Annotated in this window: 13 protein-coding genes and 1 tRNA gene; 9 read left to right on the forward strand and 5 right to left on the reverse strand. The window is 69.9% G+C overall.

Features of this window, described 5'->3' with window-relative positions; all coding sequences use genetic code 11:
• Positions 1–17: 17 nt before the first annotated feature.
• Entirely contained in the window at positions 18–803 is a 786-nt protein-coding gene (locus ABL310_RS00570) for an ABC transporter permease (RefSeq protein WP_349369781.1), read from the forward strand.
• 571 nt (positions 804–1,374) lie between these two features.
• On the opposite strand, the gene glnA is transcribed toward ABL310_RS00570, so the two are convergent.
• Positions 1,375–2,784 carry a type I glutamate--ammonia ligase gene (gene glnA, locus ABL310_RS00575; protein WP_349369782.1) on the reverse strand — a complete coding sequence of 470 codons (1,410 nt, stop codon included), beginning with the start codon at positions 2,782–2,784 and terminating at the stop codon, positions 1,375–1,377.
• Between the two features lie 94 nt (positions 2,785–2,878).
• Positions 2,879–3,217 carry a P-II family nitrogen regulator gene (locus ABL310_RS00580; RefSeq protein WP_349369783.1) on the reverse strand — a complete coding sequence of 113 codons (339 nt, stop codon included), beginning with the start codon at positions 3,215–3,217 and terminating at the stop codon, positions 2,879–2,881.
• 225 nt (positions 3,218–3,442) lie between these two features.
• Between ABL310_RS00580 and ABL310_RS00585 the strand changes: the two genes are divergently transcribed.
• The 6 genes from ABL310_RS00585 (at position 3,443) to clpX (ending at position 9,165) form a co-directional block, all read left to right on the forward strand.
• Positions 3,443–4,951, forward strand: coding sequence for an NAD(P)H-hydrate dehydratase (locus ABL310_RS00585; RefSeq protein ID WP_349369784.1), 1,509 nt, complete (start codon positions 3,443–3,445; stop codon positions 4,949–4,951).
• 117 nt (positions 4,952–5,068) lie between these two features.
• Positions 5,069–5,215, forward strand: a complete 147-nt coding sequence (locus ABL310_RS00590) for a hypothetical protein (protein ID WP_349369785.1) — start codon at positions 5,069–5,071, stop codon at positions 5,213–5,215.
• Between the two features lie 85 nt (positions 5,216–5,300).
• Positions 5,301–5,385 (forward strand) — tRNA-Leu (locus ABL310_RS00595).
• A 129-nt stretch (positions 5,386–5,514) separates the two neighbouring features.
• Positions 5,515–6,921 (forward strand): trigger factor, encoded by a 1,407-nt coding sequence (gene tig / locus ABL310_RS00600; RefSeq protein ID WP_349369786.1) that lies wholly within the window; start codon positions 5,515–5,517, stop codon positions 6,919–6,921.
• An 88-nt stretch (positions 6,922–7,009) separates the two neighbouring features.
• Positions 7,010–7,636, forward strand: coding sequence for an ATP-dependent Clp protease proteolytic subunit (locus ABL310_RS00605; protein ID WP_349369787.1), 627 nt, complete (start codon positions 7,010–7,012; stop codon positions 7,634–7,636).
• Positions 7,637–7,902: 266 nt separating this feature from the next.
• Complete coding sequence (clpX, locus tag ABL310_RS00610) at positions 7,903–9,165, forward strand: ATP-dependent Clp protease ATP-binding subunit ClpX (protein WP_349369788.1); 1,263 nt, start codon at positions 7,903–7,905, stop codon at positions 9,163–9,165.
• A 69-nt stretch (positions 9,166–9,234) separates the two neighbouring features.
• Here the strand turns inward: clpX and ABL310_RS00615 are convergent, their stop codons facing one another.
• Together ABL310_RS00615 and ABL310_RS00620 are read right to left on the reverse strand one after the other, a co-directional pair.
• Positions 9,235–10,527 (reverse strand): DNA polymerase IV, encoded by a 1,293-nt coding sequence (locus ABL310_RS00615; protein WP_349369789.1) that lies wholly within the window; start codon positions 10,525–10,527, stop codon positions 9,235–9,237.
• Between the two features lie 11 nt (positions 10,528–10,538).
• Positions 10,539–10,838, reverse strand: coding sequence for a DUF3572 family protein (locus ABL310_RS00620; RefSeq protein ID WP_349369790.1), 300 nt, complete (start codon positions 10,836–10,838; stop codon positions 10,539–10,541).
• A gap of 111 nt (positions 10,839–10,949) precedes the next feature.
• On the opposite strand from ABL310_RS00620, the gene ABL310_RS00625 reads away from it, so the two are divergent.
• Together ABL310_RS00625 and ABL310_RS00630 are read left to right on the forward strand one after the other, a co-directional pair.
• The gene (locus ABL310_RS00625; RefSeq protein WP_349369791.1) at positions 10,950–11,321 is read left to right on the forward strand and encodes a response regulator; all 372 of its coding nucleotides are present in this window, start codon (positions 10,950–10,952) and stop codon (positions 11,319–11,321) included.
• A 14-nt stretch (positions 11,322–11,335) separates the two neighbouring features.
• Complete coding sequence (locus tag ABL310_RS00630) at positions 11,336–12,712, forward strand: PleD family two-component system response regulator (protein WP_349369792.1); 1,377 nt, start codon at positions 11,336–11,338, stop codon at positions 12,710–12,712.
• 287 nt (positions 12,713–12,999) lie between these two features.
• Here ABL310_RS00630 and ABL310_RS00635 read toward each other — a convergent pair whose 3' ends face one another.
• Positions 13,000–13,395, reverse strand: coding sequence for a hypothetical protein (locus tag ABL310_RS00635; protein WP_349369793.1), 396 nt, complete (start codon positions 13,393–13,395; stop codon positions 13,000–13,002).
• Between the last annotated feature and the right edge of the window lie 8 nt (positions 13,396–13,403).

Consider the following 13,403-nt stretch of genomic DNA (forward strand, 5'->3'; position numbering starts at 1 on the left):
GGCGCCGGGGAGCGACCATGACGCATCAGAAGCGCCGCCGCCGGGCGACCCTCGCCGCCGCGCCGTGGCTGTTCACCATCGGCTTCTTCGTTTTGTGGGAGATCCTGGTCCGGATCACCGGCATGTCGGTCTTCGTGCTGCCGGCGCCGAGCGTCGTCGCGGAGGCGCTCTGGCAGTTCCGCGATCCGCTGATGCTGCACTCGTTCCACACCGCCTGGATGACGATCGCGGGCTTCGCGCTGGCGGTCGGCTTCGGGCTGTTGCTCGGCATGGCGCTCGGCGCCTCGCGGCTGGTGCACGCCGGCTCCTACCCGCTGCTGGTGGGCTTCAACGCCATCCCGAAGGTCGCCGTGGTGCCGATCCTGGTGATCTGGTTCGGCGTCGGCTGGCTGCCGCCGGTGCTCACCGCCTTCCTGATCTCGTTCTTTCCCATCGTCGTGAACGTCGCGACGGGCCTCGCCACGATCGAGCCCGAGACCGAGGACGTGCTGCGCGCGCTCGGCGCCTCGAAGCGCGACATCATCGTCAAGGTCGGCATCCCGCGCGCGATGCCCTATTTCTTCGGCTCCTTGAAGGTGGCGATCACGCTCGCCTTCGTCGGCTCCGTCATCGCCGAGTACAACGCCTCGAATTTCGGCGTCGGCAACCTGATGGCCCGCGCCTCGGCCGACTTCAACGTCCCGCTCCTGTTCGCCGCCCTGATCGCGCTGGCCGTGCTGGGCGTCATCATGTACGCCGCCACCGCCATCGTCGAGAAGCGCATGACCGGCTGGGCCCAGCGCTCGCAGATGGCGGCGGGGTAGGGCGCCTCTGCGGCGAGGGCGCTCCCTCGGATGCGCGCGACCCGCAGGCGGAAGCGGCGACGGTCTCCCCTCTCCTCGTAGCTGGTCGCTTCCCGAATGGTCCGGACCGCAGAGGGCCGAGAAAGTGCTGGTCCGGAAGGGTTCGCGGAGCGCGCCGACTTTCTTCCTTCCCTGTAGGGGAAGGTGTCTCGGCGAAGCCGAGACGGATGGGGCGCGCGGCACGCGCGTTCGGCGAAGCCGAAATGCGACGGTCGCGAGGGACGCCGCCCGGAGGTTCCGCTTCGCGGAACGCGTCGCTTCGCGCCGCGCCCCATCCGTCACCGCGCTACGCGCGGCGCCACCTTCCCCTACAGGGAAGGAAGGACTGTGCGTCGCTCCTACACCTTTCAAGCCATAGACGTGTGCATCGGCTATCCCTCGTGGAGAGGGTGCGGGGGTGAGAGGCGCACAGGCCTGTCGCGTCGTCGATGCCGTGCGACCCACGAGCGGTCCACCCCTCGCGCCCCGAAACGAAAAGCCGGGGCGCGAGGCCCCGGCTTCCCGTGTTTCGGAAGGTCGTCCGGACGCCGGATCAGACCGAGTAGTACATCACGTACTCGACCGGGTGCGGCGTGTGCTCGAACTTGATGACTTCCTGCATCTTCAGCTCGATATAGGCGTCGATCTGGTCGTCGTCGAAGACGCCGCCGGCCTTGAGGAAGCCGCGGTCCTTGTCCAGCGCCGTGAGGGCCTCGCGCAGCGAGCCGCAGACGGTCGGGATCTTCTTGAGCTCGCGCGGCGGCAGGTCGTAGAGGTCCTTGTCCATCGCCGAGCCGGGGTCGATCTTGTTGGTGATGCCGTCGAGACCGGCCATCAGCAGCGCGGCGAAGGCGAGGTAGGGGTTCGCCGTAGGGTCGGGGAAGCGGACCTCGACGCGCTTGGCCTTCGGCGAGGTCGTCCACGGGATGCGGCAGGACGCCGAGCGGTTGCGCGAGGAATAGGCCAGCAGCACCGGCGCCTCGAAGCCCGGGACGAGACGCTTGTAGGAGTTCGTCGACGGGTTGGTGAAGGCGTTGAGCGCCTTGGCGTGCTTGATGATGCCGCCGATGTAGTAGAGGCACTCCTGGGAGAGGTCGGCGTACTTGTCGCCGGCGAAGAGCGGCTTGCCGTCCTTCCAGATCGACTGGTGGACGTGCATGCCCGAGCCGTTGTCGCCGTAGACCGGCTTCGGCATGAAGGTCGCCGACTTGCCGAACGAGGCGGCGACGTTGTGGATGCAGTACTTGTAGACCTGCATCAGGTCGGCCATGCGCACCAGCGTGTCGAACTTCATGCCGAGCTCGTGCTGGGCCGAGGCGACCTCGTGGTGGTGCTTCTCGACCTTGACGCCCATCTCGGCCATGGCCGCGAGCATCTCCGAGCGCATGTCCTGCCCGGAATCGAGCGGCGGGACCGGGAAGTAGCCGGCCTTCATCTGGATCCGGTGACCCATGTTGCCGCCCTCGTACGCGCGCATGCCGTTGGTCGGCAGCTCGGTCGAGTCGACCTGGAAGGAGACGTTGTAGGGGTCGGCGGCGAACTTCACGTCGTCGAAGACGAAGAACTCGGCCTCGGGGCCGAAGAAGGCGGTGTCGCCCAGGCCCAGCGTCTTGAGGTAGGCCTCGGCCTTCTTGGCGGTGCCGCGCGGGTCGCGGCCGTAGGGCTCGCCGGAGGCGGGCTCGAGCACGTCGCAGACGATCGACATGGTGGTCGCCGAGAAGAACGGGTCGATGCAGGCCGTCTCCGGGTCCGGCATCAGCGTCATGTCGGATTCGTTGATGGCCTTCCAGCCGGCGATCGACGAGCCGTCGAACATGATGCCGTCCGCGAAGGTGTCCTCGTCCACGAAGGACACGTCGAACGTGACGTGCTGCCACTTGCCCTTCGGATCGGTGAAGCGGAAGTCGACGTACTTGACGTCGTTGTCCTTGATCGCCTTGAGCACGTCGTTGGCGGTCTGCATGTCCGGGTAGTCCTCTTCTCAGGGGGTCTTCAGGGCAGGATTGTGTTTCCGCTGGCCGGGCGGCCGCGGCTTGGTCTTGGCGGGTGAGCGCGGGTCAGATCGCGTCTGCCCCGGTCTCGCCGGTGCGGATGCGGATCGCCTCGTCGATCGTCGATACAAAAATCTTGCCATCGCCGATGCGGCCGGTCTGCGCGGCCTTGCGGATGGCCTCGACGGCCTTCTCGACGAGCTCGTCGGCCAGCACGATCTCCAGCTTCACCTTGGGCAGGAAGTCCACGACGTACTCCGCGCCGCGATAGAGCTCGGTATGGCCCTTCTGGCGGCCGAAACCCTTGGCCTCGATGACCGTGATCCCCTGCAGCCCGACGTCCTGAAGCGCTTCCTTCACTTCGTCGAGCTTGAACGGCTTGATGATCGCCTCGATCTTTCGCATGTCGGCTTCGCCTTCGGTCGTCGGTTGAGCGTCTTCGGCGCGGGCCGCGGGTCCGCGCAGGATGTCATATCACCACGCGCGCGCAGGCGAGAAGGCGAGCTGATCGGTTTTGCGGCGGCGATTGCACATATTCTGTGCAATCGCCTATCCCCGAGGCGGTCTGGCGATACGCTCTGAGTCGCGGCCGCGCAGAGGGGGCGCGAGGCAGGCAGGAGGCGGCGAAAAATGATGCATTGTCTGCTCTCGACGGCCGAGATGCACGAGGCCGACCGTCGCGCGATCGCCGGCGGCGTCTCCGGCCCGGCCCTGATGGAGGCGGCGGGCGCCGCCGTCGCCGCGGCCGCCGCCGAGCTGCTGCCGCCCGCCTCCGAGAGCCGGCGCCGCGTGCTCGTCGCCTGCGGACCGGGCAACAACGGCGGAGACGGCTTCGTCGCCGCGCGCCTCCTCGCCGAGACGGGCCACGCCGTGGTCGTCGCTCTGCTGGGCGCCCGCGAGGCCCTGAAGGGCGACGCCGCCGACGCCGCCTCGCGCTGGCCCGGCGACACGATCCCGCTCTGCGCCGCCGATCCCGCCGCGGCGGATCTCGTGATCGACGCCCTGTTCGGCGCGGGGCTCGCCCGCCCGATCGAGGGCGACCCGGCGTCCTTCCTGCGCGCCGTCGCGCAGAGCGGCGCGCCCGTGGTCGCGGTGGACGTGCCGTCGGGCCTCGACGGCGACACCGGCGCGGTGAGGGGATACGCCGCGCAGGCGAGCGTCACCGTCACCTTCGCGCGGCGCAAGCCCGGGCACCTGCTCCTGCCCGGCCGCACCCTCTGCGGCCGCCTGCGCCTCGCCGACATCGGCATCCCGGACGGGGTGATCGCGAGCCTCGCGCCGACGACCTTCGCCGACGAGGCGCCCCTGTGGGAGCCGTGCTTCCCGCGCCCGGCGCTCGACGCGCACAAATATTCCCGTGGCCACGCCCTCGTCCTCTCCGGCCCCGCCGACGCCACCGGCGCGGCGCGCATGGTCGCCCGCGGCGCGCTGCGGATCGGCGCCGGCGCGGTCACCGTCGGCTCGCCGCGCGACGCGCTCGCCGTGAACGCGGCCCAGCTCACCGCGATCATGCTGCGCCCCTGCGACGACGCCGCCGATCTGGAGGGGCTCCTCGCCGACGAGCGGATCACCGTCGTGGCGCTCGGCCCCGGGCTCGGCCGCGACCGCGCCCGGGCGCTGGTCGAGGCGGCGGCACGCGCCGCGCACGCCGCAAAGCGCGCCCTCGTCCTCGACGCCGACGCGCTCACCGCCTATGCCGGCGAGCACGAGGCCCTCGCCGCCGCCTGCCGGCGCATGCGCGCGGCGGTGCTGACCCCGCATGCGGGGGAGTTCGGCAAGCTCTTCTCCGCCCATGCGCCCGCGCGCGAGGCCTCCTCGAAGCTCGCAGCCGCCCGCGCCGGCGCCGCCGCCACCGGCGCGATCCTGGTCCACAAGGGCCCCGACAGCGTCATCGCCGCCCCCGACGGCCGCGCCGCGATCAACGCCACGGGCACGCCCTTCCTCGCCACCGCCGGCGCCGGCGACGTGCTCGCCGGCTTCGCCGCCGGCCTCCTGGCGCAGGGCATGCCCGCCTTCGAGGCCGCCTGCGCGGCGGTGAACCTGCACGGGCGCTGCGCCGAGCGGCTGGGGCCGGGGCTGATCGCGGAGGACTTGCCGGAGGCGCTGCCGGGGGTGCTCGCGGGCTTCCTGTCGGCCTGAACTCCACCGCCCACCCCCGGCACGCCGCTTGCGCCTCACCCTGCGGAACGCGCGCGATGCCGCCCGGACGGGCCCGATTCGTGCCGTTTCGGGACAATCCGGCCGGAGGATCGTCGCATGCTGCGTCTCCTGTTCGTCGCCGGCCTCGCGATCGGCGGGGCGGCCTTCGTCGAGGACTTGAATCTCTCCCTCGCCGCCAGCACGCTCGTCGTGGGCGGCGCCTTCGTCGCGGTGGTGATCTACGCCCTCCTGCGCGACGCGTGAGGGTGGCTCGATTTTTTTGGTGCGTCCGCGTTCGGGCGTGATATAGAGCCGCGACCCGGTGAGGGGCGGTCCGCCGCCCCGAGGCGCGGGCGTGGCGGAATTGGTAGACGCGCCGGATTTAGGTTCCGGTGGCGAAAGTCGTGGGGGTTCGAGTCCCTCCGCCCGCACCAAGGCCGTCGGAAACGGGGTTTCCGGAGCTTTCCGGTACGATGGGGCGGCGCGGCCTGCGGCCGTGCCCCGATCGTCGGGAGCGCTGGAGGCCTCACGCGCATTTCTGAGGACGAGAACGGATAGACGCGATGCAGGTGACGGAGACGCTGTCGGACGGGTTGAAGCGGGAATTCCAGGTGGTCCTGCCGGCCTCCGAGCTCGAGAAGCGGCTCGGCGACGAGCTCGCGACCCTGAAGGACCGCGTGCGGATCAACGGCTTCCGGCCCGGCAAGGTGCCGGTCGCGCATCTGCGCCGCCTCTATGGCCGCTCGGTCATGGCCGAGGTCGTGCAGAACGCCGTCGCCGAGGCGGAGCGCAAGATCGTCGACGAGAACGCGCTCAAGCTCGCCAACCAGCCCCGCTACGAGTTCCCCGAGGACAAGGACGAGATGGAGAAGGCGCTCGACGCCAAGACCGATCTCGCCTTCAAGGTGGCGCTCGAGGTCCTGCCGGCCTTCGAGCTGGCGGATCTCTCGGACGTCGCGGTGACGAAGCCCGTCGCCGAGGTCTCCGACGCCGAGGTCCAGGAAGGCCTCGACCGCATGGCCGCGCAGACGAAGCCCTTCGAGCCCAAGGGCGAGGACGCGGCGGCGGACGAGGGCGACCGCGTGGTCGTCGACTTCGTCGGCTCCATCGACGGCGAGGAGTTCGAGGGCGGCAAGGGCGAGGGCGTCACGGTCGAGATCGGCTCGGGCACCTTCATCCCCGGCTTCGAGGAGCAGCTGAAGGGCGCCAAGGCCGGCGAGGACCGCACGGTCGTCGTCACCTTCCCCGAGGCCTATCCGGCGCAGCATCTCGCCGGCAAGGAGGCGTCGTTCGCGGTCACCGTGAAGGAGATCCAGGCGCCGGGCGAGGTGACCCTCGACGACGAGTTTGCCAAGACCTACGGCATGGAGAGCCTCGACGCCCTCAAGGACGCCCTGCGCGGCGCCGTCCAGAAGGACTTCGACGCCCAGTCGCGCCGGAAGGTCAAGAAGGAGCTGCTCGACCGGCTCGACGAGAAGTACGCCTTCGAGCTGCCGCCGACGCTCGTCGACCAGGAGTTCCAGAGCGTCTGGCAGCAGGTCATGGCCGACATGCAGCGCTCCGGGAAGTCCTTCGCCGACGAAGGCACCACGGAGGAGGAGGCCAAGGTCGAGTACCGCAAGATCGCCGAGCGGCGCGTGCGGCTGGGCCTCGTGCTGGCCCAGATCGGCGAGAAGAACGAGATCAAGGTCTCGGACGACGAGGTCACCCAGGGCCTGATCGAGCGCGCCCGGCAGTATCCCGGCCAGGAGCGCCAGGTGTGGGAGTTCTACCAGAAGAACCCCCAGGCCCTGGCCGAGATCCGTGCGCCCCTGTTCGAGGAGAAGGTCGTCGACCATATCCTCTCGGAGGTGAAGGTGGACGAGAAGACGGTCTCCCGCGAGGAGCTGTTCGCCGACGAGGAGGAGGAGAGCGCCTCCCCGACGGCGAGCGCCGAGACGGCGGAGCCGGCGAAGTCCGACGAGGCTTGATCGGGCGGGTTCTTCAACCCACCTCACGAAGACAAAGAGCGGCCGCGCCCTCCGGCGCGGCCCGTCCGTCACCGGGAGCCGTGAGACGATGAGAGATCCCTTCGAGGTCTACAACAACACGCTCGTGCCGATGGTCGTCGAGCAATCGGCCCGCGGCGAGCGCGCCTTCGACATCTATTCGCGCCTCCTGCGCGAGAACATCATCTTCATGACCGGCCCTGTGGAGGACTATTCCGCGTCGCTCATCGTGGCGCAGCTCCTCTATCTCGAGGCCGAGAACCCGAAGAAGGAGATCTCCTTCTACATCAACTCGCCCGGCGGCGTGGTGACCTCGGGCCTGTCGATCTACGACACCATGCAGTTCATCCGCAATCCGGTCTCGACGCTGTGCGTCGGCCAGGCGGCGTCGATGGGCTCGCTGCTGCTCTGCGCCGGCACGCCCGGCCAGCGATTCGCCCTGCCGAACGCGCGGATCATGGTCCACCAGCCCTCCGGCGGCTTCCAGGGCCAGGCGACGGACATCCTCATCCACGCCCGCGAGATCGAGGCGCTGAAGCGTCGCCTCAACGAGATCTACGTCAAGCACACGGGCAAGGACCTCGCCGCGATCGAGAACGCGCTGGAGCGCGACTACTTCATGACCGCCGACGCGGCCAAGGAGTTCGGCCTCATCGACGAGGTGCTGACGCAGCGTCCGGAAGCGGCGCCGGTCTGAGCCCGTCGCCATGCCATCTGCACGGGCGTGTGCGGCTTATGTCGCACGCGCCCGTTCGCCTATTGATCGGCGCGCCCGCGCGTGTTTGCATGAAGCCGGAACCGCCGATCGGGCGCGTCGCTTGACCCTGGCGGGGGGGCCGGGCGCGCGGCGCGGGCCGTGCGGACGGATGCGTTCGAGAACGGGGCTACATTTTGTTAGCCCGCCGCCTATATGACTGAGAACGGCCCGGGCCTCGCAATCCGGGCTCGCATTGGAGATGGGACATGAGCAAGACCGGCGGCACCGATTCGAAGAGCACGCTGTACTGCTCCTTCTGCGGCAAGAGCCAGCACGAGGTGCGCAAGCTGATCGCCGGGCCCACGGTGTTCATCTGCGACGAGTGCGTCGAGCTGTGCATGGACATCATCCGCGAGGAATCCAAGACCTCGCTGGTCAAGTCCCGCGACGGCGTGCCGACGCCGAAGGAGATTCGCGCCGTCCTCGACGACTACGTGATCGGCCAGGGCCACGCGAAGAAGGTCCTGTCGGTGGCGGTGCACAACCACTACAAGCGCCTGGCGCACGCCTCGAAACATTCCGACGTCGAGCTGAACAAGTCGAACATCCTGCTCATCGGGCCCACCGGCTCGGGCAAGACGCTGCTCGCCCAGACGCTCGCCCGCATCCTCGACGTGCCCTTCACCATGGCCGACGCCACCACGCTCACCGAGGCGGGCTACGTCGGCGAGGACGTCGAGAACATCATTCTCAAGCTCCTGCAGGCCTCCGACTACAACGTCGAGCGGGCGCAGCGCGGCATCGTCTACATCGACGAGATCGACAAGATCTCCCGCAAGTCGGACAATCCCTCGATCACCCGCGACGTGTCGGGCGAGGGCGTGCAGCAGGCGCTCCTCAAGATCATGGAGGGCACCGTCGCCTCCGTGCCGCCGCAGGGCGGGCGCAAGCATCCCCAGCAGGAATTCCTGCAGGTCGACACGACGAACATCCTGTTCATCTGCGGCGGCGCCTTCGCGGGGCTGGAGAAGATCATCTCCCAGCGCGGCAAGGGCTCCTCCATCGGCTTCGGCGCCAAGGTCGCCGCGCCGGACGACCGCCGCACCGGCGAGATCTTCCGCGAGGTGGAGCCCGAGGACCTGCTGAAGTTCGGCCTCATCCCCGAGTTCGTCGGCCGCCTGCCGGTTCTCGCCACCCTCGAGGACCTCGACGAGGAGGCGCTCGTCAAGATCCTGAAGGAGCCGAAGAACGCGCTGGTGAAGCAGTACGCCCGCCTGTTCGACATGGAGAACGTGACGCTCACGTTCCAGGACGAGGCGCTCAAGATGGTCGCCCGCAAGGCGATCGAGCGCAAGACCGGCGCGCGCGGCCTGCGCTCGATCCTCGAGGCGATCCTGCTCGACACGATGTACGACCTGCCGGGCATGGAATCGGTGGAGCAGGTGGTGATCAGCCCCGAGACGATCGAGGGCAAGTCCGGTCCTCTCCTCATCCACGCCGAGCGCGGCGAGCAGAGCGCCAGCGCCTGAGGCGACGCGCGCGGCTACGGAACCACGAGAGGGCGCCCTGCCGGGCGCCCTTTTCGTTGGCGGGCCCCGTCAGCGATCCTTGTCCCTCAGCACGATTCCCCGCTGCACGGCCGCGTCGCCGAAGCGAGCGCGCAGGGCGGCGATGGCCTCCGCGCGGCTCTTCTCGCGCGGTGCGTTCGGGTCTGCGAGGTCGCCGCGGTCGGCGAGCGCCGGATCGTCGAGATCGCCCGCCCCGATGCCGATCAGCCGAAAGGCGGCGCCGTCGCATTCCTCGACGAGCAGCCGACGCCCCGCCTCGTAGAGCCGGCTCGCGAGCTGCGTCGGCGGCAGCCCGGAGACCGTGCGCGTGCGCAGCTTGAAGTCGGCCTGCTTGAGCTTCAGCGTCACCGCGCGCGCCGCATGCCCCTCCGCGACCAGCCGCGCCGCCACCTTCTCGGAGAGGCGCCAGAGGATCGGCTCCAAAGCCTCCAGCGCTCCGATGTCCGTCTCGAACGTCGTCTCGGCCGAGACGCTCTTCGTCTCGCGTTCGGGCTCGACCTTCCGATCGTCGCGGCCCTTCGCGAGCGCCTGCAGCCGCAGCCCGTCGCGGCCCGCGACGGCGACGAGGCGCGCCGGGTCGGCGCGGGCGATCTGCCCGATCCGGGTGATGCCGGCCTGGGCGAGCCGCTTCTGCGCCACGGCCCCGACCCCGGGCAGGAGCCCGACGGAGCGCTCCGCCAGGAAGGACGCCGCCTCGGCCGCGCCGATCACGGCGAAGCCGCGGGGCTTGTCGAGGTCGGAGGCGATCTTGGCCAGGAACTTGTTCGGCGCGAGGCCGACCGAGACGGTGATGCCGATCTCCTTCTCCACGCGCGCCGCGAAGCGCGCCAGCGTCGCCGCCGGCGGCGCCCCGTGGAGCCGCTCCGTGCCGGAGAGGTCGAGGAAGGCCTCGTCGATCGACAGCGGCTCGACCAGCGGCGTGAGGTCGCGCATCAGGGCGCGGACCTCCCGCCCGACGGCGGCGTATTTCGCCATGTTCGGGCGAATCACCACCGCATCCGGGCAGGCGTCGAGCGCCTTGAACATGGGCATGGCGGAGCGCACCCCGTAGGTGCGGGCGATGTAACAGCAAGTCGAGACGACGCCGCGTCGCCCGCCACCGATGATGAGCGGCTTGTCGGCGAGCGCGGGATCGTCGCGTTTCTCGATCGTCGCGAAGAAGGCGTCGCAGTCGATGTGCGCCATCGACAGCGCGAGGAGCTCCGCGTGCGACACGGTGCGCGGCGAGCCGCAGGCGCGGCATCGCGGCCGGCCTGCCGTCGCCGCCGGGGCGAGGGCGAGGCAGTCGCGGCACAGGACGGCGCTCGGAGCCTCGGCGCCCATGGCCCGCGCTCCTATTCCTCGAAGGCCTGCGGCGACAGAAGCGCCTGGGCCCGCGCCACCCGTTCCGGCGGGACGTCGAGGGCACGCGCGACGTCGAGCAGCAGCGCCTCGTCGGCGGCGACGTGGTCGAGCACCGCCGCCGCGAAGCCGGGCCGCGCCGCCGCGGCGCGCAGCGAATCGGGCGCGAGCCCGGTGAGATCGAGGAAGCGCCAGAGGCGCTCCTCGTCGGCGGCGATCACGCCGAGCGCGCCCCCGGCGATCTCCTCGGCCTCGGCTCTGCTCAGGCGTGCTAAGTTCCGTTCGGTTCTCACGGCGTCGACTTCCAATTTGACCATTCGTCAATAGGTATAGGGTAGAACGCGGGCATCGATCGAACGCAAGCGGCGGGCATGTCCGACGGTTCGCGGTCCGAGGGGTCCAGGATGAACAAGACCGTGCTCATCGTCGAGGACAACGAGCTCAACATGAAGCTCTTCAACGATCTTCTCGAGGCGCACGGCTTCTCCACGCTGAAGACGGCGAGCGGCATCGAGGCGATGGAGCTCGCCCGCGCGCATCGCCCCGACCTGATCCTGATGGACATCCAGCTCCCCGAGGTCTCCGGCCTCGAGGTGACCAAATGGCTGAAGGAGGACGAGGAGCTGCGCGCGATCCCCGTCGTCGCCGTGACCGCCTTCGCCATGAAGGGCGACGAGGAGCGCATCCGGGAGGGGGGCTGCGAGGCCTACCTGTCGAAGCCGATCTCGGTGGCGAAGTTCCTCGAGACCGTGCGCACCTATGTCGGCGCGGCCTGAGGGAGGGACCTGACATGACCGCCCGCGTGCTCGTCGTCGACGACATCCTTCCCAACGTCAAGCTGCTCGAAGCCAAGCTCTCGGCGGAGTACTTCGACGTGGTCACGGCCATGAACGGGCCGGACGCGCTGGCGATCTGCGAGCAGGGCCTCGCCGACATCGTCCTGCTCGACGTGATGATGCCGGGCATGGACGGGTTCGAGGTCTGCCGCCGCCTGAAGAACGCGCCGGCGACCGCGCACCTCCCGGTCGTCATGGTCACCGCCCTCGACCAGCCGAGCGACCGGCTCAAGGGCCTCGACGCCGGCGCCGACGACTTCCTGACGAAGCCCGTCGACGACGCGGCCCTGTTCGCGCGCGTGCGTTCCCTCGTCAGGCTGAAGTCCGTCACGGACGAGCTGCGCACCCGCGCCATGGCCTCGCGCGACTACGGCCTCGTGGGCGACCCGCTCGCCGCCGCAGCCGCGGAGCACGGCCAGGACGCCCAGGTGCTGATCGTCGACGACCGCCGCTCCTCCTACGAGCGCCTGTTCGCGACGCTTTCGCAGCAGCACCGGGTCGAGGTCGAGACCGACCCGCACCAGGCGCTGATTCGCGCCGCGGAGGCCAGCTACGACGTCGTTCTCGTCTCCCTCGACCTCGTCGACTTCGATGGCCTGCGCCTGTGCTCGCAGCTGCGCTCGCTGGAGCGCACCCGCGATCTCGCGGTCCTGATGATCGCCGAGGCCGAGGATCGCGGGCGCATCCTGCGCGGCCTCGACATCGGCGTGCACGACTTCCTCGTGCGCCCGGTCGACCGCAACGAGCTCGTCGCGCGCGTGCGGACCCAGGTGCGGCGCAAGCGTTTCTCGGAGCGCCTGCGCGAGAGCGTGCAGGTCTCGATGGAGCTCGCCGTCACCGACGCGCTCACCGGCCTGCACAATCGCCGCTATCTCGACAGCCATCTCGCCGCCCTCTTCGACGAGGCGACGCTTCGCGCGCGCCCGCTCTCGGTGCTCGTCCTCGACATCGACCGCTTCAAGGCCGTCAACGACACCTTCGGTCACGACGCGGGCGACGAGGTGCTGCGCGAGTTCGCGACCCGCATCCGCTCCCAGACCCGCGGCATCGACGTGGTCGCCCGCTTCGGCGGCGAGGAGGTCGTGGTGGTCGTGCCCGATACGGGGCTCGAGAGCGCCCGCGCCGTGGCCGAGCGCATCTGCGAGCGGATCGAGTCCGAGCCCTTCGCCATCCACCAGGGCACGCGCGCCATCCCTGTCACGGTCTCCATCGGCGTCGCCGCGCGCACGCTCGAGGATCGCTCGCCGGCCGAGATCCTCAAGCGCGCCGACCTCGCTCTCTACCAGGCCAAGCAGCAGGGCCGGAACCGGGTCGTCGCCTCGGCCGCCTGAGTGGCCCAGGGCCCTCGCCGCCGCCAATCTTAACCTTTACGAAGAATGAATGCCGGGTGCGGCGCGATCGCTGTTGCGCCGCATGCGGCTTGCTGTAGGGTGTCCCCAACGGCGTCGCATTCCCGAAGGTTTCGCACGGGGATCGGCGCCTCTCGAACGCCCTCGATGTCCAGGTCCGCCGCATCTCCTGGGTTTTCGTAGGGCAAGGCCGGCCTGGAAGCGGACAATGGCCTCCTCATGACCGCTTCCGGCCGGCCACCTCTTCCCGGCGCCCGCCCCGCCGCGCCTCAGGGCACGCCCGCGCAGACGTCGAGCACCGCGAGCCCTGCGCTCTCAACGACGATCCCGAGCACGGACAAGGCCGCGATCGCCACCCCCGCAGCCGCGAGGAAGCGCGAGCGCGCCGGCACGTCCCCGCCTTCGCCGCGGGGCCATCCGTCGCCGAGGCGGCGGAAGGCGCGGTAGGAGATCGCGCCGCCGGCGGCGGCGATGGCGAGCGTCACGGCGGAGATGGTCCACAGCGGCCAGAGCGTGTCGCCCTCGCACAGGGCGGGAATGATCCAGAACGAGGCGTTCTGGTGCAGCGCCCAGGCGAGCGGCCCGAGCGCCCAGCCGGCCCAGAGCGCCATGATTCCGGCCGGCGTGCGGTAGCGGCGCGCATGCGCTTCGTCGTCGGTCTCCATCGAGCCTC

Source organism: Salinarimonas sp. (assembly GCF_040111675.1).
Lineage (GTDB): Bacteria > Pseudomonadota > Alphaproteobacteria > Rhizobiales > Beijerinckiaceae > Salinarimonas.

Coding starts and splice junctions, on each gene's coding strand:
- ABL310_RS00570 (WP_349369781.1), top strand. CDS start 18: ATGACGCATCAGAAGCGCCGCCGCCGGGCGACCCTCGCCGCCGCGCCG.
- glnA (WP_349369782.1), bottom strand. CDS start 2,784: ATGCAGACCGCCAACGACGTGCTCAAGGCGATCAAGGACAACGACGTC.
- ABL310_RS00580 (WP_349369783.1), bottom strand. CDS start 3,217: ATGCGAAAGATCGAGGCGATCATCAAGCCGTTCAAGCTCGACGAAGTG.
- ABL310_RS00585 (WP_349369784.1), top strand. CDS start 3,443: ATGATGCATTGTCTGCTCTCGACGGCCGAGATGCACGAGGCCGACCGT.
- ABL310_RS00590 (WP_349369785.1), top strand. CDS start 5,069: ATGCTGCGTCTCCTGTTCGTCGCCGGCCTCGCGATCGGCGGGGCGGCC.
- tig (WP_349369786.1), top strand. CDS start 5,515: ATGCAGGTGACGGAGACGCTGTCGGACGGGTTGAAGCGGGAATTCCAG.
- ABL310_RS00605 (WP_349369787.1), top strand. CDS start 7,010: ATGAGAGATCCCTTCGAGGTCTACAACAACACGCTCGTGCCGATGGTC.
- clpX (WP_349369788.1), top strand. CDS start 7,903: ATGAGCAAGACCGGCGGCACCGATTCGAAGAGCACGCTGTACTGCTCC.
- ABL310_RS00615 (WP_349369789.1), bottom strand. CDS start 10,527: ATGGGCGCCGAGGCTCCGAGCGCCGTCCTGTGCCGCGACTGCCTCGCC.
- ABL310_RS00625 (WP_349369791.1), top strand. CDS start 10,950: ATGAACAAGACCGTGCTCATCGTCGAGGACAACGAGCTCAACATGAAG.
- ABL310_RS00630 (WP_349369792.1), top strand. CDS start 11,336: ATGACCGCCCGCGTGCTCGTCGTCGACGACATCCTTCCCAACGTCAAG.
- ABL310_RS00635 (WP_349369793.1), bottom strand. CDS start 13,395: ATGGAGACCGACGACGAAGCGCATGCGCGCCGCTACCGCACGCCGGCC.